The 16,956-nt window shown below is 72.5% G+C and carries 14 protein-coding genes; 7 read left to right on the forward strand and 7 right to left on the reverse strand.

The window, feature by feature from the left end; translation table 11 throughout:
* Window positions 1-8 precede the first annotated feature (8 nt).
* Window positions 9-1,373, reverse strand: a complete 1,365-nt coding sequence (locus EDF21_RS05770; protein ID WP_148053639.1) for a peptidoglycan DD-metalloendopeptidase family protein — start codon at window positions 1,371-1,373, stop codon at window positions 9-11.
* 353 nt (window positions 1,374-1,726) lie between these two features.
* A complete protein-coding gene (locus tag EDF21_RS05775) occupies window positions 1,727-2,167 on the reverse strand; it encodes a MarR family winged helix-turn-helix transcriptional regulator (RefSeq protein ID WP_123570572.1) in 441 nt (146 codons plus the stop codon).
* A gap of 107 nt (window positions 2,168-2,274) precedes the next feature.
* Here EDF21_RS05775 and EDF21_RS17015 point away from each other — a divergent pair, with 107 nt between their 5' ends.
* Both EDF21_RS17015 and EDF21_RS05780 read left to right on the forward strand, forming a co-directional pair.
* Complete coding sequence (locus tag EDF21_RS17015; protein WP_233568367.1) at window positions 2,275-3,450, forward strand: hypothetical protein; 1,176 nt, start codon at window positions 2,275-2,277, stop codon at window positions 3,448-3,450.
* Window positions 3,451-3,548: 98 nt separating this feature from the next.
* Entirely contained in the window at window positions 3,549-4,826 is a 1,278-nt protein-coding gene (locus EDF21_RS05780; protein WP_233568368.1) for an FAD-binding protein, read from the forward strand.
* A gap of 107 nt (window positions 4,827-4,933) precedes the next feature.
* On the opposite strand, the gene EDF21_RS05785 is transcribed toward EDF21_RS05780, so the two are convergent.
* Genes EDF21_RS05785 through EDF21_RS05795 form a run of 3 tightly spaced genes read right to left on the reverse strand, consistent with a single transcriptional unit; the run spans window position 4,934 to window position 7,094 of the window.
* Window positions 4,934-5,602, reverse strand: coding sequence for a histidine phosphatase family protein (locus EDF21_RS05785; protein WP_123570843.1), 669 nt, complete (start codon window positions 5,600-5,602; stop codon window positions 4,934-4,936).
* A gap of 41 nt (window positions 5,603-5,643) precedes the next feature.
* Entirely contained in the window at window positions 5,644-6,363 is a 720-nt protein-coding gene (locus EDF21_RS05790; protein WP_233568369.1) for a nucleoside/nucleotide kinase family protein, read from the reverse strand.
* Window positions 6,360-7,094, reverse strand: a complete 735-nt coding sequence (locus EDF21_RS05795) for a DedA family protein (RefSeq protein WP_233568370.1) — start codon at window positions 7,092-7,094, stop codon at window positions 6,360-6,362. Before EDF21_RS05795 ends, EDF21_RS05790 begins: the two co-directional genes overlap by 4 nt.
* Before the next feature lie 164 nt (window positions 7,095-7,258).
* Here EDF21_RS05795 and EDF21_RS05800 point away from each other — a divergent pair, with 164 nt between their 5' ends.
* The 4 genes from EDF21_RS05800 (at window position 7,259) to EDF21_RS05815 (ending at window position 13,092) form a co-directional block, all read left to right on the forward strand.
* On the forward strand, window positions 7,259-8,221 hold the full coding sequence (locus tag EDF21_RS05800; RefSeq protein WP_043593111.1) for an ABC transporter ATP-binding protein: 963 nt from the start codon (window positions 7,259-7,261) through the stop codon (window positions 8,219-8,221).
* Window positions 8,218-9,096 carry an ABC transporter permease subunit gene (locus EDF21_RS05805; RefSeq protein WP_056046690.1) on the forward strand — a complete coding sequence of 293 codons (879 nt, stop codon included), beginning with the start codon at window positions 8,218-8,220 and terminating at the stop codon, window positions 9,094-9,096. Before EDF21_RS05800 ends, EDF21_RS05805 begins: the two co-directional genes overlap by 4 nt.
* A gap of 120 nt (window positions 9,097-9,216) precedes the next feature.
* Window positions 9,217-10,740, forward strand: a complete 1,524-nt coding sequence (locus tag EDF21_RS05810) for a DHA2 family efflux MFS transporter permease subunit (RefSeq protein ID WP_207114414.1) — start codon at window positions 9,217-9,219, stop codon at window positions 10,738-10,740.
* 867 nt (window positions 10,741-11,607) lie between these two features.
* Window positions 11,608-13,092, forward strand: a complete 1,485-nt coding sequence (locus tag EDF21_RS05815; RefSeq protein WP_370274450.1) for an MFS transporter — start codon at window positions 11,608-11,610, stop codon at window positions 13,090-13,092.
* 197 nt (window positions 13,093-13,289) lie between these two features.
* Here EDF21_RS05815 and EDF21_RS05820 read toward each other — a convergent pair whose 3' ends face one another.
* Both EDF21_RS05820 and EDF21_RS05825 read right to left on the reverse strand, forming a co-directional pair.
* On the reverse strand, window positions 13,290-14,261 hold the full coding sequence (locus tag EDF21_RS05820) for a glycyl-tRNA synthetase (RefSeq protein ID WP_123570576.1): 972 nt from the start codon (window positions 14,259-14,261) through the stop codon (window positions 13,290-13,292).
* A gap of 452 nt (window positions 14,262-14,713) precedes the next feature.
* Window positions 14,714-15,559 (reverse strand): NAD(P)H-hydrate epimerase, encoded by an 846-nt coding sequence (locus EDF21_RS05825; RefSeq protein ID WP_123570577.1) that lies wholly within the window; start codon window positions 15,557-15,559, stop codon window positions 14,714-14,716.
* 487 nt (window positions 15,560-16,046) lie between these two features.
* Here EDF21_RS05825 and EDF21_RS16665 point away from each other — a divergent pair, with 487 nt between their 5' ends.
* Window positions 16,047-16,844, forward strand: a complete 798-nt coding sequence (locus EDF21_RS16665; RefSeq protein WP_158612860.1) for an alpha/beta fold hydrolase — start codon at window positions 16,047-16,049, stop codon at window positions 16,842-16,844.
* Window positions 16,845-16,956: the final 112 nt, after the last annotated feature.

A 16,956-nucleotide genomic window follows, 5' to 3' on the forward strand; every position in this document is an offset into this window, starting at 1 on the left:
TGGGGTGCCTAGAGTCGCACGCCCCGCGCGGCCATGAACGGCACGGGGTTGGTCGAGGCGCCGCCGACGCGGGTCTCGAAGTGGAGGTGGCAGCCGGTCGAGTTGCCGGTCGAACCGACGAGCGCGATCAACTGGCCCGCGACGACGCTCTGCCCGCGGGACACCTTGATGCCCCCGTTGACGATGTGGCCGTACGCGGTCGAGACGCCGCCGCCGTGGCTGACCTGGATGTAGTTGCCGTAGCCGCCGGTCAGGCCCGCGAAGGTGACCGTCCCGGAGGTCGCCGCGTAGATCGGGCTGTTGCAGCCGGGGGCCAGGTCGATGCCGTCGTGCATGCGGTACACGCCGGTCACGGGGTTCACGCGCATGCCGTAGCCGCTCGACATGTACCCCGCGCTGGGGCGCACCCAGCCCGAGCCGCTCGAGGCGCCGCCACCGCCGGACGAACCGCCGCCGGCGGACGGGGCGGGCGCGGGTGCGGAGGGCGTCGAGGGTCGGGCAGCGGCGGCCGCGGCAGCCGCGGCGCGCTGCTGACGGAGCGCCTCGGCCTGGCGGGCGGCCTCGGCGGCGGCGGCGGCCTTGCGGGCCTCTTCGGCCTGACGCGCGACCTCGACGCCGGTGGCGTAGTCGGCCTCGGTCTGCAGGCTCTGGTCTTGCAGCACGGCGAGCTGGCCCTGGAGGCGCGACTCGTTCTCCTGCTGGGCGGCGACGGCGGCCGCGGCGGCGTCGGACGCGGCCTGGGCCTCGTCCATCGAGACCTGGGCGGCTCCCTGCAACTTCACGAGCGCGTCCGAGGCGACCTTGGCCTGGTCGGACAGCGACTGGGCCACGTTGCGGTCGTTCACGGCCTGCTGACGGATGCCGTCGGTCTGCTCGGTGAGCTTGCTCATCGCGCCGAGGCGGTACAGCAGGTCGTCGGCCTGCTCGGTGTCGCCCACGAGCTGCGACGAGACGTCACCGCCACCGGTGCGGGCGAGCTGGGCCGAGACCTGACCGGCGCGCTGTTCGCTGGCGTCGGCCACCGCAGCCTTCTCGTCGGCCTGCGACTGCAGTTCGGCGAGCTTGGCGGCACCGGCGTCGGCATCGGCCTGGGCCTGCTCGAACTCGGCACCGAGACGCTCGGCCTCGGCCTGGGCGGTGGTGGCGTCGCTCGCGAGCTGGTCGAGCAGCCCCTGGATGCGGCTGACCTCGGATGCCTTCGCCGACTCGCTCGACCGGGCCGCCTGGACGTCGTCCCACGTCGGGTACGAGGCGGCCTGTGCGGGCGAGCCCCCGAGCACCGCGCCCGACGCGACGAGCGTGAGGCTGAGCAGCACCGTCGCCACGGCGGCGGCGACGCCCTGACGGCGGGGCAGGGACACGGGCGAAGTCACGGAGGAGCACCTATCTGTGGTCGGTCCTGAGCCCGCTGGACGCGCCGGATCGACGGTCGTCGGGGGTGGGGAACCCGCTCAGCCTACGGGCGGAACCGGGAAGGGTAAACCCGCACCTCAGGGTTTCTCGTCATCGGCATGTCCCCAGTCAGGGGTTCACAGGGGGATGCACGACATGACTCCAGTCACATCCGTCACACGATCTGTACCCCGATCGACGAGGAGGCGCGGGTCGGCGACAGCCGTCGCCCACGACGACGGGCATCGCCGTTCCGGGCCGGGCCGGGCCGGGCCGGGCCGGGCCGGCCATCGGGCACCCGGCACCGGGCACGGGCGCCGAGCCGCCAGGCGGGTCAGTCGACGAAGGCCGAGTTCAGACGGTGGAGCGCCGCGGCGAGCGCGTCGACCTCGGCGGCCGTCCATCCCTCGAGCCGGTCGGCCAGTGCGGACCGGTTGGCGTCGACCGATCGGGCGAGCAGGTCACGACCACGGGCGGTCAGCGTGAGCGCCTGGCCGCGGCGACCCTCGACCGCGGCCCCCGCGCCGGGCTCGACCAGGCCCAGCTCGACGAGTCCGCCGAGCTGGCGCGAGACGGTCGAGCGGTTCAGCCCGAAGTCGGCGGCGATGTCGGTGGCGCGGCAGCCGGGGTGGGTGGCGATGAAGGTGACGAGCGAGTGCTCGACGAACGACAGCGGGGCACTCTTGTGCCGCGCACGGGCGACGGCCCGTCGGGACACGGTCTCGAGCTCCGAGTAGACCGTGTCGATTCCTCGCTGCCCCCGCTGGTCCGTCACGGGATCAGCCTAACGGCGGGTGGTCGGGAACACCGAGGGGGTCGTTTGTGTTGCATAATGCAACTGTAGACCGACGGGCAACGGCGCCCCCGACCACGAGGAGCCCCGTGACGACCACCGACCTGACCCTGCACCGCCCGGACGACGGCGCACGCCCCGACCACGACCCGTTCCGCGCCGACGCGCTCCGGGACCGGGACGACCGACCCGACCCGCGCCTCCACCGGGGTCACCAGCACGCCGGGCCCGCGACCGCGCGCCGCCCGCGTCCCGACGCAGCGGCCTGGCGGTCCCTCGGCCTGCACGTGCTCATCCCGCTCTTCCTGGCCACCGGCATGGCCCTCGCCTACCTCGGCGCCTTCGGCCACCCGACCCCCCACCACGTGCCCGTCGCCGTCGTGGGCAGCTCGGCCCAGAGCGAGGTCTTCGCCCAACAGCTCAACGACGCCGACCCGGACGCCCTCGACGTGCGCACCGTCGCCGACGCCGACGCGGCGCGCAGGCTCATCACCGACCGCGAGATCTCGGGTGCGTTCGAGGTGGGCGCCACCGACGCGACGCTGTACGTCTCGTCCGCGGCGTCGGACACGACCGCGAGCGTCCTGCAGAAGGTGTTCGGTCCGGTCGCCTACCGACTCGGGCTGCCCCTGAAGGTCGACGACGTCGTCCCGAGCGGCGAGGGCGACCCGACCGGACAGGGCCTGTTCTTCCTGCTCGTCGCCCTGAGCGTCGGCGCGTACGCGAGTGCCGCAGCCATCTCGGCGGCGAGCGCCCGGCTGGGACTCGGCTCGCGCCTCCTCGCCGGGGTCGTCACGGCGGCCGTGATCGCGGCGATCGGCACCGTCGTGGTCGGCCCCGTCTACGGCATCGTCACGACCGGCCTCTGGGGCGTCGCCCTCGTCAGCTGGTTGTACGTGACCGCCGTCGTCGTGATCGGCATCGGCCTGCACCCCCTGTTCCGCCACTGGACGACGCCGGCCCTGACCATGCTCTTCGTCATGCTGAACTTCACCAGCTCGGGCGGAGTCTTCTCGTCGCAGCTCGTGCCGCCCTTCTTCGGCGCGTTGGGCGCCTTCTGGAACGGCTCGGCCTGGCTGCACGCCACGCAGTCGATCGTGTACTTCCCCGGCCAGGGATGGGGCCGGGCCGGTCTGACGCTCGCACTCTGGCTGGCCGCGGGGCTCGCCCTCGCCGGACTCACCCACCTCTGGAGCGTGCGCCGCACCCGGCTCGCGAACGAGCGCGTGGTCGTCCGCGAGGACGAGGAGGGCATCGCCGCCTGAGCCGCGGGGCGTCGGGGACGCCGGGGACGCCGGGCGCGGCGGTGACGCGTGCGACACCGGGCGCCGGGCCCGCCGGGGACGCGTGCGAGACTCGACCGGTGACGACGACGCACGAGACCCTCCGGCCACCCCGACGCGACGAGCGCAACTGGGCCGACAGCTTCAGCTACGGGGCGACCCGGGTCGTGCAGCCGACCACGATCGACGAGCTGAGCGAGCTGGTCGCCGGGGCCCCGCGCATCCGGGCCCTGGGCACGCGCCACTCCTTCAGCGACGTGGCCGACGGACCGGGGTTGTTGGTCTCGACCACGGCGTTGCCCGCCGACCCGGTGATCTCGGACGACGGTCACGGCGTCACCGTCGGAGCCGGCACGAACTACGCCGTCGTCGCGCAGCACCTCGACCGACACGGACTCGCCCTGCTGAACATGGGCTCGCTGCCGCACATCTCGGTGGGTGGCGCGATCGCGACCGGCACCCACGGCTCGGGACTCGGCCTCGGGAGCCTGTCCAGCGCGGTGTCGGCCCTCGAGATCGTCGGGCCCGACGGGTCGCTCCGGACCGTGCGTCGTGGGCAGCCGGGCTTCGACGGCAGCGTCGTGGCCCTGGGCGCCCTCGGCGTGGTGGTCAGGGTGACCCTCGACGTCCAGCCCGGGTTCCGCATGCGACAGGACACCTACGTCGACCTGCCCTGGTCGAGCGTCGACGACCACCTCATGGACGTCATGGGAGCCGGGTACAGCGTCAGCTTCTTCCACGAGTTCGACCACCGCATCCGCGAGGTGCTGGTCAAGTCGCGCGTGCCCGAGGGCCTCGCCGACGTGTCGATGCCCCGTGACCTGTGGGGCGCCCGCCCCGCCCCCGTCGACGAGCACGCGGAGGTCACCGGCACGAAGTCGACGCCCATGGACGGCAGCGTGGGGTCGTGGGCCGACCGGTTGCCGCATTTCCGCATCGACGCCACCCCGTCCGTGGGTTCCGAACTGCAGAGCGAACACTTCGTCGCCCTCGAGGACGGTGCGGCCGCCCTCCGCGCCGTACGACGCCTCGGCGACGAGCTACGCCCGCACCTGCACACCTGCGAGACCCGCACCGTCGCGGGCGACCCGCTCTGGTTGAGCCCGACACCACAGGACAGCCTGGGCATCGCCTTCACCTGGAAGAAGCACCCCGCCGAGGTCGCGGCCTTGATCCCCCGGGTCGAGGAGGCGCTGGCCCCGTTCACCCCGCGCCCCCACTGGGGCAAGCTGTCGGCCCTGCCGCACGCGGCGATCGTCGCGGCCTACCCGAGACTGGCGGATTTCGCCGACCTCGTGCGCGAGATCGACCCCGAGGGCAAGTTCGGCGGCCCGGCCGTGGAGCGCCTGCTCGCCTAGCCGGGACGGCGTGGAGCGCCTGCGCGCCTAGGCGCGACAGGTGGTCGACGGGTCGGGCCTGGAATCCGGCCTCGGGTCGGGCACCGGATCGGGCCTGGGGTCGGGCTTCAGTAGGACTCGCCGGTGGGGTCCGCCGCCTCGAGGTCGAGCAGCTCGGCCCCGCCGACGGGCAGGCCCTGCCAGGTCTGCAGGCGCCAGCCGGCATCGATGCTGCCCTCGAGGGTGACGACCCCCGTGTTCTCGAGCAGGTGCTGACGGATGAACTCGTCGTCGGCGTTGACCGCCCGCGAGCCGACCCAGGCCCGGATGGCCGCACCGTGACTGACGGCCGCGACCGTCTCGTGCCCGTCGCCCTCGGCCCCGGCGATCAGGTCGGCCAACGCGGCGTCGTACCGCGCGTAGAACTCGTGCCCGTCCTCGGAACCGGGCACCCGGACGTCGAGGTCGCCCGACGCCCAGGAGAAGACGCAGCCGACGTAGGCCGTGACCGCCTCGGTGTCGTGTCGGCCTTCGAGGTCGCCCGCCTTCACCTCGCGCAACCCGTCGAGCACCGTCGGCGCGAGGCCCCGGGCGGCGGCCAGGGGAGCCGCGGTGAGCTGCGTCCGCACGAGCGTGCTGACGGCGAGGGCACCGATCGTCTCGTCGGCGAGAGCGGCGGGCAGAGCCTCGGCCTGCCGTCGACCGAGGTCGGTGAGCCCGACGCCGGGCGCGACGGTGCCGAGGACCCCCTCGACGTTGTCGGGGGTCTGACCGTGGCGGATCAACAACAGGCGCATGATCGTCAACCCTACGGTGGACCCCCGACACCGGCGGTCGGTCAGGCGTCGGGCCAGAGGCGACCGGCGTCCACGACGACGTCGGCCCGGGCGCGGGTGGCCCGCACGAGCCGGGCGTTCGCCTCGTCGGGACCCGCGGCCCAGGCCTCGGCGGCTCCGGGCGTCATGCCGAAGCGGACGTGACGGGCGACGAGCCAGCGCCGTCGCCGCTCGGCCGGGGTGTCGACGAACCACACCTCGTCGAACGTCGCGCGCACCGCGGGCCAGGGCGTGAGCTCGGCCAGCAGGTAGTTCCCCTCGCTGACCACGACCTCGACGGACGGATCGACCTCGACCGCGCCGCCGATCGACTCCTCGACGCCCCGGACGTACTCGGGTGCCCACACCGTCCCCGACCGGGACCGCAGCCGCTCGAGCAGGGCGAGGTAGCCGTCGGCGTCGAAGGTGTCGATCGCGCCCTTGCGGTCGAGGCGGCCGAGCCGGGCCAGGGTGGCGCCCGCGAGGTGGAACCCGTCCATCGGCACGACCACGGCCCTCACCCCGACCCGCGTGAGCCCCTCGACGACGGCCGCGGCGACCGTGCTCTTGCCGCCGCCGGGCTCGCCGGCGACGCCGATCAGGGTGCGGACGGACGTCGGGGCGGGACCGCCGGGGGACGCGAGGCCCGCGGAGGAGCCGCGCCGCGCCTCCTGCGTCCGGGCGTGGACCGCCAGGGCTCGGGCGACGAGGTCCTCGACCGAACCGAGCGGCGTACCGGTCACTCGGGGCGGCCGGCCGAGCCCGGACCGGTGCCCGAGTCGTCGCCGACGTCCGCGGTCCGCAGCTCGGTGAGGGCCGCCTCACGCCGCGACCGGCGCCAGGCGAGCAGGGCGTGCAGGGCGATGGGCACGACCGACAGCACGACGAGCACGACCGCCAGCACGTCGATGTGGTCGCGGATGAACGGGATGCCGCCGAGCAGCGAGCCGAGCACCGTCATGCCCACGGCCCAGAGGAAGGCGCCGGTCACGTTGAAGAGCAGGAACCTGCGGTACCGGTAGCCCGCGGTCCCCGCGGCCAGCGGGACGTAGGTGCGGACGATCGGGACGAACCGACCGAGGATCAGGCTCGTGCCGCCGTACTTCGCGAAGAAGGCCTCCGCACGCTCGAGGTAGGCCGTCTTCAGGATGCGGGCGTCGTCCTTGAACAGGCGTCGGCCGAAGCGGTTGCCGAGGAAGTAGCCCACCTGGTCGCCGAGGACCGCGGCGACGAAGGCGCAGAGGGCGATCACCCAGACCTGCAGCCCCAGCGCCTCGTGCAGCACGCCGGCGGTGAAGAGCAGGGAGTCGCCGGGCAGGAACGGGAACAGCACGCCCGACTCGATGAAGACCATCAGCGAGATGCCGGCGAGGGCCCAGGGCCCCAGGGCGGGCAGCAGCTCGTCCGGGTTGAACAGGACGAACCCCCCGCCGGTGGAGGCGGGCAGGGCGGCGAGCAGGGTGTCGGCGATCACGAGGGACGACTGTAACGGGTCGACCCCGGGACGCGGCGTCCACCGAGCGGACCACTCGCGCATCCACCGGTCTCGGCCGGGCGGGGGATGCCCCCGGGCGCACCGCGCCCCTAGCCTGGGGCGATGCGGACACCCCTCAGCATGCCGACGACAGGACGCACGCGATGATCGAAGCCCGGAACCTCACCAAGATCTACGGAGACAAGCGCGCGCTCGACGACGCCACCTTCACGGTCCGACCCGGTCTCGTCACCGGGTTCCTCGGCCCGAACGGCGCCGGCAAGTCCACCACCATGCGCATGATCGTCGGGCTCGACCGCCCCACCAGCGGCAGCGTCACGGTCAACGGCAAGCGGTTCGCCGACCACGCGGCCCCCCTGCACGAGGTCGGCGTCCTGCTCGACGCCAAGGCCGTGCACACCGGTCGCAGCGCCCACGACCACCTGCTCGCCATGGGCGCCACGCACGGCATCGGCAAGAAGCGCGTCGACGAGGTGATCGCCCTGACCGGCCTCGAGTCGGTCGCGAAGAAGCGCGTCGGCGGGTTCTCACTCGGCATGGGCCAGCGCCTCGGCATCGCCGCCGCGCTGCTCGGCGACCCGGCCACCGTCATCCTCGACGAGCCCGTCAACGGCCTCGACCCCGAGGGCGTCGTCTGGGTGCGCACCCTGGCCCGCTTCCTCGCGAGCGAGGGCCGCACCGTGTTCCTCTCGTCGCACCTGATGAGCGAGATGGCCCAGACCGCCGACCACCTCATCGTGCTCGGGCGCGGCAAGGTGCTCGCCGACTCCCCCATCTCGGACGTCATCTCGCAGGCGTCGGGCGACGCCGTGCGCGTGCGCAGCCCGCACGCCGACCACCTCGTCTCGCTGCTGCAGGGGCCGGACGTCGCCGTCACGGCCGTCGAACCCGGCGTGGTCGAGCTGCGCGGCATCACCGCCGAGCGGGTCGGCGACCTCGCCGCCTCGTCCGGCGTCGTGCTGCACGAGCTCACCCCGCTGGTCCGCTCGCTCGAGGACGCGTACATGACCCTCACGCAGGACTCCGTCGAATACCACGCAGGAGGCGCGGCGCGAGGCAGCCACGTCGCCCCCGACACGCAGACCCCCCAGGGAGCGACCCGATGACCGCCACGACCCCCACCCGTCACCGCGACCGACCCGTGCGCCCGACCTCGAAGCTCACCTTCGGCGGCGTGCTGCGCAGCGAGGTCATCAAACTGCGCACGCTGCGCTCGACCTGGTGGTGCCTGGCGATCATGGTCGTCATCATCGTCGGCTTCGGTGCCCTCTTCGCCCTGAGCGCGGGCCTGTTCCAGGCCGGCGAGGCCAGCACCGAGCAACAACAGCAGATCGTCGCGCAGTCCGTCTCGGTCGGCGTGGTGTTCGGCCAGCTCGTCGCGTCGATCCTGGGCGCTCTCGTCATCACCGGTGAATTCGGCACGGGCATGATCCGGTCGACCTTCGCCACGGTGCCCAAGCGCCTGCCCGCGGTCGTCGCCAAGCTCGTCGTCGTCGCGCTCACGCTCTTCGTGGTGTCGCTGGTCGCCCTCGTCCTGACCCTGCTGATCAACAGCGCGATCCTGCCGTCGAACGACATCACGGTCGACTTCGGCGACGGTGCCCTCTGGCGCAGCGTGGTCGGAGCCGCGGCCTCGATCGCCTTCATCGGCATGATCGCCTTCTCGCTCGGGGCGATCATCCGCAACGGCGCCGGTGCCATCGCGGCCTCGGTCGGCCTGGTCTTCGTGCTGCCGATCATCGTGCAGATCTTCACGGCGTTCGTCGACGCCGCCTGGGTCTACACACTGGCCGAGATCATCCCGCCGAACGCCGCCGCCCGGCTCTACGACTACGTCGTCTCCGGCCAGTCGGCCATGGCCCTGCCGAGCCCCGACGGGGCCCTCGTCCTCGAGCCGTGGAGCGCCCTGCTGGTGCTCGTCGGCTGGGTCGTCGTGCTCTTCGGTCTGGCGCTCGCGCTCGTGAAGCGACGCGACGTCTGACCGACGGGCACCGCGCCTCCTCGGGGTGACGGCGACGCGATCGGACGGATCGGGAAGAACCGGACCGTCTCGTACGTTCGGTCGCACAGGCACACCGCCGTCACCTCCGAGGAGCCCCATTTGAGCATCGACCCCTCTCCCCCGACGACCGTCGGCGACAGCCGAGCCGGCGAGAGCCGAACCGGCGACACCGCGACGACGGGCGCCGACGGCGACCAGGCCGGCACCGAGGCGCGCAACAAGCTCGTCATCGGGCTACTGCTCGTGTCGGCCTTCGTCGTGATCCTCAACGAGACGATCATGGGCGTCGCCCTGCCGAGCCTCACCCGCGACCTCGACATCACCGTCACGGCGGGCCAGTGGCTGACCACGGGCTTCATGCTCACCATGGCCGTCGTCATCCCGATCACGGGCTTCCTGCTGCAGCGCTTCAACACCCGCCCGGTGTTCATCACCGCGATGAGCCTCTTCAGCCTCGGGACGGCCATCTCGGCGATCGCTCCCGGCTTCGGCGTGCTGCTGCTCGGCCGCGTCGTGCAGGCCTCGGGCACGGCGATCATGATGCCGCTGCTGATGACCACCGTGCTCACCCTCGTGCCGCCGGCCACGCGCGGCCGCACGATGGGCAACATCTCGATCGTCATCTCGGTCGCACCGGCCATCGGCCCGACGATCTCGGGCGTCATCCTGAGCGTGCTCGAGTGGCGCTTCATGTTCATCCTCGTGCTGCCGATCGCCCTCGTGGCGCTCGCGCTCGGTGCCGCCCGCGTCAAGAACGTCACCACGCCGAAGAAGGTGCCCCTCGACGTCACCTCGGTGATCCTGTCGGCCTTCGCCTTCGGTGGCATCGTCTTCGGGCTCAGCTCGATCGGCGAAGGGGCCGAGGCCGCCGTCCCCGCCTGGGTGCCGCTGGCCGTCGGCGTCGTCGCGCTCGTCGCGTTCGTGCTGCGTCAGCGCTCGCTGCAGCGTCGCGACCGCGCCCTGCTCGACCTGCGCACGTTCTCGTCGCGCACCTTCACGATCTCGGCGTCGGTGCTCGGCGTCGGCATGATCGCCCTCTTCGGCACCCTGATCGTCCTGCCGATCTACCTGCAGAACGTGCACGGCCTCGACCCGCTCGCCACCGGGCTGCTGCTGCTGCCCGGCGGCCTCGTCCAGGGCCTGCTGTCGCCCGTCGTGGGACGCCTGTTCGACAAGTACGGTCCGACCGTGCTGCTCGTGCCCGGCACCACCCTGGTCAGCGCGGTGCTGTGGTTCATGTCCACGGTGTCCGAGTCCACCCCGATCCCGATGGTCCTCGCCGCCCACGTCGCCCTCAGCATCGGCCTGGCCTTCATGTTCACGCCGCTGTTCACCTCGGGCCTCGGGTCGCTGCCGTCGAACCTGTACTCGCACGGCAGCGCGATCGTCGGCACGGTGCAGCAGCTGGCCGGCGCCGCCGGCACCGCCGTGTTCGTCACCGTGATGACCCTGGCCGCCACCGCGGCGGCCAGCCAGTCCGGTGCCGGAGCCGCCGCCACGGGAGCCGGCGTGCGCGCCGCGTTCCTGGTCGGCGCGATCATCTCGGTGTTCGCCGTCGTGGGGTCGTTCTTCGTCCGGCGCCCGCCGGTCGTCGAGGGCGCCGAGCCGGTCGTCGCGCACTAGCCTGCGCGCGTCGCGCGTCGCGCGTCGCGCGTCGCGTGGCGCGCGTTGGGCGTGAGCTCGTCGCGTGGCGCGTGGCGAGACGTGCGTCGGCGCTCCGCACATCCTCGCTGGCGAGCTGCCGATGGTCACGGCCTCCCCCTCGGGGAAGCGCCAGCCGTCGGCAGCTCGTCGTCGTGTCAGCCGTCCGTGAGGTCGTGGACCATCGCGCAACCGACGGCCTGCTCCGCGTGATCCCGTCCCCCGACTGCCCCATGGCGCGGCGGTGCGGCCTGCACCACCCACGCCTCCTCAACCCCTGCGGATTCGGTGTGGGTGCGGGTGCGGGCAACTCCTGTCCCGCGGTGCGCCCCGCCTTCAGGTCCCCGTATTCTCCGCCTGCGCCCCCTCGCGAGTCCTGCGTTGCCGACACGCTCCTCCTCAACCCCTCCGGGTGCGGGTGCGGGTGCAGGTGCAGGTGCAGGCAATTCCTGTCCCGGGGTGCGCCCTCCCTGCGGGTCCCTGTCTTCTCGGCCCGGGCCCCCTCGCGAGTCCTGCGTTGCCGACACGCGCCTCCTCGGCGGTCATGCATCGCCGTCACGCGCCTCCTCTTCCCCTGCAGGCGCGGGTGGGGCTGCGGGTGCGGGTGCGGGTGCGGGTGCGGGCAACTCCTGTCTCGGGCTGCGCCCCACTTCCGGGCCCCTGTCTTCTCGGCCCGCGCCTCCTCAGGAGTCCTGCGTTGGCGACACGCGCCTCCTCGGGTACCTGCTTCCTCGGCGTGCGGGCCGACGCGGACACGGGCTCCGAGCGCGAGTAGCGTCCGGGCACGTGCAGATGATGCAGACTTGCAGGCTGCGCACCCGTCGTCACGCATCCCCGGGAGGCCGACCCATGACAAGCTCACCCACCACCTCGTCGAACGGCGGCCCGGGCGGAGGCACGCGCAGCCTCGTCCCGGCCCGGATGGACCGTCTGCCGTGGACGAGGTTCCACTGGTCGATCGTCGTGGGCCTGGGGTTCTCCTGGGTGCTCGACGGGCTCGAGATCCAGATCGTCGCTTCTGCCGGGTTCCAGGCGGACCTCGGGCTCACCGCCGCCGAGGTCGGGCTGCTGGGCACGATCTACCTCGTCGGCCAGGTCTTCGGGGCCCTCATCTTCGGGCGGATGGCCGACAGCCTCGGCCGCAAGAAGCTGTTCATCCTGACCCTGGCGATCTACCTCGTGGCGAGCGCCATCGCGGGACTGTCGCCGAACTTCGTCTTCCTGGCCGTGTTCCGGTTCTTCGCCGGTGCAGGGATCGGCGGGGAGTACGCCGCCATCAACTCGGCGATCGACGAACTCATCCCGTCGAAGTACCGCGGACGAGTCGACATCGCGATCAACGGGACGTACTGGGGCGGCGCGGCCCTGGGCGCGACGGCCAACATCTTCTTGCTCGACCCCGACCTGTTCGCCGAGAACGTGGGCTGGCGCATCGGGTTCTTCATCGGGCCGGTACTCGGCCTCGCGATCATCTACCTGCGCCGCCACATCCCGGAGAGCCCGCGGTGGCTGATGACGCACGGACGCGAGAAGGAGGCCGAGGCGACGGTCGACGACATCGAGGCCCGCGTCGAGAAGGACAAGGGCACCGACCACCTCACCGCCGTGTCGGACGACCAGGCCATCGAGGTGGTCGCGGCGGGGCGGATCGGGTTCGGCACCATCATCCGCACCCTGGTACACGACTACCCGAAGCGAACCTTCGTCGGCGCCGCGATGATGATCACGCAGTCGTTCCTCTACAACGCGATCTTCTTCACCTACGCACTCGTGCTGCAGAACTTCTACGGCACGAGCCCCAGCAGCACGCAGTACTTCTTCCTGATCTTCGCCGTGGGAAACCTGCTCGGGCCGCTGGTGCTGGGGCCGCTGTTCGACAGCTGGGGTCGACGTCAGATGATCTTCCTGACGTACGCCGTGTCGGCGGCGGTGCTCGCCGTGTCGGCGATCCTGTTCCAGGCGGACGTGCTGAACGCCGCGACTCAGACCGCGTTCTGGAGCGTCTCGTTCTTCTTCGCCTCGGCAGGCGCGTCGTCGGCCTACCTGACGGTGAGCGAGATCTTCCCGCTCGAGCTACGGAGTCAGGTCATCGGCTACTTCTTCGCCCTCGGACAGATCGTCGGCGCCGTCGCTCCGAGCCTCTACGGCGCCCTCATCGGCGACGGGAGCGACCGGGGTCCCCTCACGGGCGGGTACTTCCTGGGCGCCGGCGTCATGCTGGTCGGCGGTGTCATCGCGCTCATCTTCGGCGTCGACGCGGCTCGCAAGTCGCTCGAGACGATCACCACTCCGCTGTCGGTCGTCCCCTCGTCGAAGCAGTCGCCGCGGAGCTGAGTTGCACTGGCCGCGCGGGCGGGGTGGCTGCACCGAGCCGCCGGGCGGCTTGGCCAGGCCGGGCGGCGGGCCGTGCCGGGCGGCTTGGCCAGGCCGGGCGGCTTGGCCAGGCCGTGCCGCGGGCCATGCCTCGCGACCGGCTTGGCCCGGCCGTGCGGCTCGATGAAGGCCAGCGGGACGGGCCCCGAGCTCCACCGTTAGATCCCCCCGATCGGGAACTCCTGACCGGCGCTCCGTCGCGGAATCGCCAGCCGCCACGATCTGCGACCCTGGGGTCCGAGCACTCGCGGCAACGAGGAGTTGACGACATCCTCGACGCGACGGGGGCCACCCGCCGTGAAGATCAGCGCATCGATCGCCTCGGCCGTCGACCGCCACCTGTTCTTCACCATCATGGCGCTCGCCCGGAACGGCACCCGCCCCTCACGGGCGATGTCGGCGTCCTTGACCCGGTCCTCGTCGAAACGCCGTTCATGGTGTGCTCGTCCATCGGTCTCGAAGCCGATGATGCCGTCGACGACCATGTCGATGATCTTGTTCGTCCCCGAGACAGGGATCTGACGCACGACGTGGCGTCCCGCGCGTCGGAGTCTCGTTCCGGCGGCGCTCTCGAGGATGCTCTCCGCGCCTCCTTCACTCCATGCGACGAGGCCGGCAGCGTCCATGCTCTTGCGGGACAACACCTCGGCGGCGTCGTCATCGTCCTGGACGATGCCGGCCTCCCTCGCCCAGTCGACGAGGATCACCGCGTCCTCGAAGGATGGCGCCTCGACGACCGCCCGTGCCAGGGCGTCGCGAGGATCGACCGCCCAGGTCGATCCTCGGCAACTCAGGTCGACGGGGTCCCAGACGACACGGACCCCTCGACGCCTCCGGAGGCGCGAGGCCGTCAACGGAACCGACACGGTGACGGGCGGTCGGCGCGACGACCACGACCACGCCCCGAGCAGGTGGAGGGCGGACGCTCCCGTGAGCCGGCCACCGACCGCCACCGCGACGAACCGGGGGTCATGGGGCGACCACGTGGAGTACCACCCCCGCCGGGGCCGGACGACGCTGCGGGAACGCGCGGCGACGGTGAGGTGTCGGTCGGTCGCGCCGTGGGCGACGAGGTCGCGTTTGTGGAGCAGGCCTCCGGCGGACGAGACCAGTTCGGCGATCGTGGTCATGTCACGAGCGTGTCGGAATCGCGGGAGCCGTCACCTCCGCACGACTCGCACCGGGGACGCACGGCGGCGGCTGGCCCCTGGGGACGAGACGACGCCGAACCGGTGAGACCTTCTCCGCGGTCGGGAACGGCCTGCCGTCGCCAACTCCTGTCTCCTGCCCAGACCCAAGGTGGTGTGAGGGTTCCGGCCGGGTGGCGATGCCCTGGGGGCAGGAGTTGCCGACCGTGCTGGTGCGGTGTCGGGAACTCCTGCATCGGGCGTCGGCGTCGTGACGGAGGCGCGAGGGTTCCGCCTCGGGAAGCCGACAGCCCGGAGTTGCCGACCGGGACAGACCCTTGGCGGTGACAGCAAGCGGAACGGGACAGGACACGACGGGACGAGACGGAAGGGGGCAGTAGACGGACGGGACAGGGGCGGCACGAGGCGAGGCGGGGGCTCGGGCCGGGCGGCGATCAGGGAGTCGTGACCGCCGGGGGCATGCGCGCGAGGTCCGGCCCGATGCCGATGTCGATGAGCACGACGCGCCCGGCCCGCGCCGCCCCCGGGCCCAGGACGAGCCCGACCTTGTGGCCGCCGAACGTGACGGTGACGTCCGCGGGCAGCACGTATGGCGGATCGGGGAGGGCCCCGTCGTCCACCCCGATGCCGCTCGGAACGTCGACCGCGATCACTCGTGGTGCGGGTTCCGTGGCGCCACCGTCCGCGGCCGCACCTCCGGCCGGGGAAGTCCCTGCGTCCCTCCTCGTCCCCGATGCCGCAGCCGCTTCCGCACCCGCACCCGCACCCGCACCCGCACCTGCACCCCATGTCGCACCAGTGACCACCGGCAGCACCGCCCGCACCACCCGCAGCGAATCCCCCCGAAGCCCCGCACCGTTCGAGCCCGTCCCGACCAGTCCGTCGAGCAGCGCGTCGTACGCGGGCAGAACCCCCGCCACGACCGCAGCATCGCACCAGGCTTCGACGTCGTCGAGCACGGCCCCTGCCGCGAGCGCCGCGGCCAGGGCGGCCTCGTGTACCCGTGACCCCACGGACACGACCGTCACCGCGCCGCCCTGTGGCACGAGCTCGCGGGCGAGCGACTCCCCGGCGTAGAGCGCGTCACCGCCGTTGTTGCCGCTTCCGACGAGCAGCAGGATGCGGCCCGCACGACCGTCCCGGGAGGACGAGGAGGCGCGCAACACGTCGCGCACGACGTCCGCGAGACCGTCGGCCGCCCGCCTCATCAAGGGTTCGCCCGCCTCCAGGTGTGGGCGCTCCGCCTCACGGATCTGTGCCGCCGTCCAAGCCTCGACCATGCGTCCACCCTCCTCCCCTCGACCGCCGGACGACCGGGCCGCCCACCCCGGTCCGCCACGGCGCCGGGCCCCGCCGTGCCGCACCGCGCCGAGGAGGACCTGCTCGTGCGGCACCGGCCGAGTCGGTAACTCCGGGCCTGTGACGCGCAGGCGGCCGAGGGCGCCGCCCACGGGAGGCACGGGCGGCACGAGGGAGGAGTTGCCGACATCGCGCGCCACTCGGCACCTCGGTCGACCCGACCGCGAGCCGACCCGAGTCGACCGTCACGCGACCAGAACGGCACGACGAGCGGGAGGCGCAGCGGGCACGACGAGCGGGACGTGCAGCGGGCACGACGCGCGAGACGCGCGCAGCGAGCGGGACCCGCGCAGCGAGCGGGACGCGCAACGGGCGCGACGCGCGAGACGCGCGCAGCGAGCAGAACGAGCACAGCGAGCACTACGACCACAACCGTCACGAGCTGTGCGGCGCTGCCAGACTGTCGGGATGCGTGCGACCACCCCGAACCCCGTCGACGGCACCGAGATCGCCTACGAGGTCGACGGGGACGGGCCGCCGCTCCTGCTCGTGCACGGCTCGGGCCTCTCGCGCGGCACCTGGCGGGGGCTCGGCTACCTCCGGGACCTGCAGCGCGACTTCACGGTGGTCGCGCTCGACATGCGCGGCCACGGCAAGAGCGGCAAGCCCCACGACCCCGAGTCGTACACGATGGACCTGCACCGTGGTGACGTCGGCGCCGTGCTCGACGCCACGGGCCTCGAGCCCGCGCACTACGTCGGTTACTCGTTCGGCGCCCGCATCGGGCTGTCCGTCGCGGCGCACGAGCCCCGGCGCCTCCGGACGCTGACCACGATCGGTGGCAGCTGGGCCCCGATGAACGGCAACATCGGCGCGACCTTCACGCCCGACTGGCACGACGCCCTGACGACGGGTGGCATGGCCCGCTTCGTCGACCGCTGGGGCGAGACGATCGGCCGTCCGATCGATCCCGAGACCCGTCTGGCCTTCATGCAGGACGATCCGATCGCCCTGGCCGCCTTCTTCACCGCGGCCGAGACGGGTGGCGGCCTGACGGTCCCCCAGCTCGACTCGGTCGAGGTCCCCACCCTCCTGCTGGCCGGCACGCGGGACGTCGACCGCCATCGCGAGTCCCAGGAGGCCGCCCGCCGGATGCCAGCAGCCGTCTTCTACTCGCTCGTCGGCCAGGACCACGCCTCGTCGCTGCTCCCCGTCGACCAGGTGACCGACCTGCTGCGCACCTTCCTCGAGACCGTCGACGCCTGAGGCCCGCCCCGACGGGTCGTCGACCCGGAGGCGCGGCGCCGGAACGCAGAACGCGACCCGGAGGCGCGGTCCCCTAACGCAGGACGCGACCAGGAGGCGCGGTGCCGGTGCG

Origin of the sequence: Frigoribacterium sp. PhB118 (assembly GCF_003751725.1) — a bacterium.
Classification (GTDB): domain Bacteria; phylum Actinomycetota; class Actinomycetes; order Actinomycetales; family Microbacteriaceae; genus Frigoribacterium.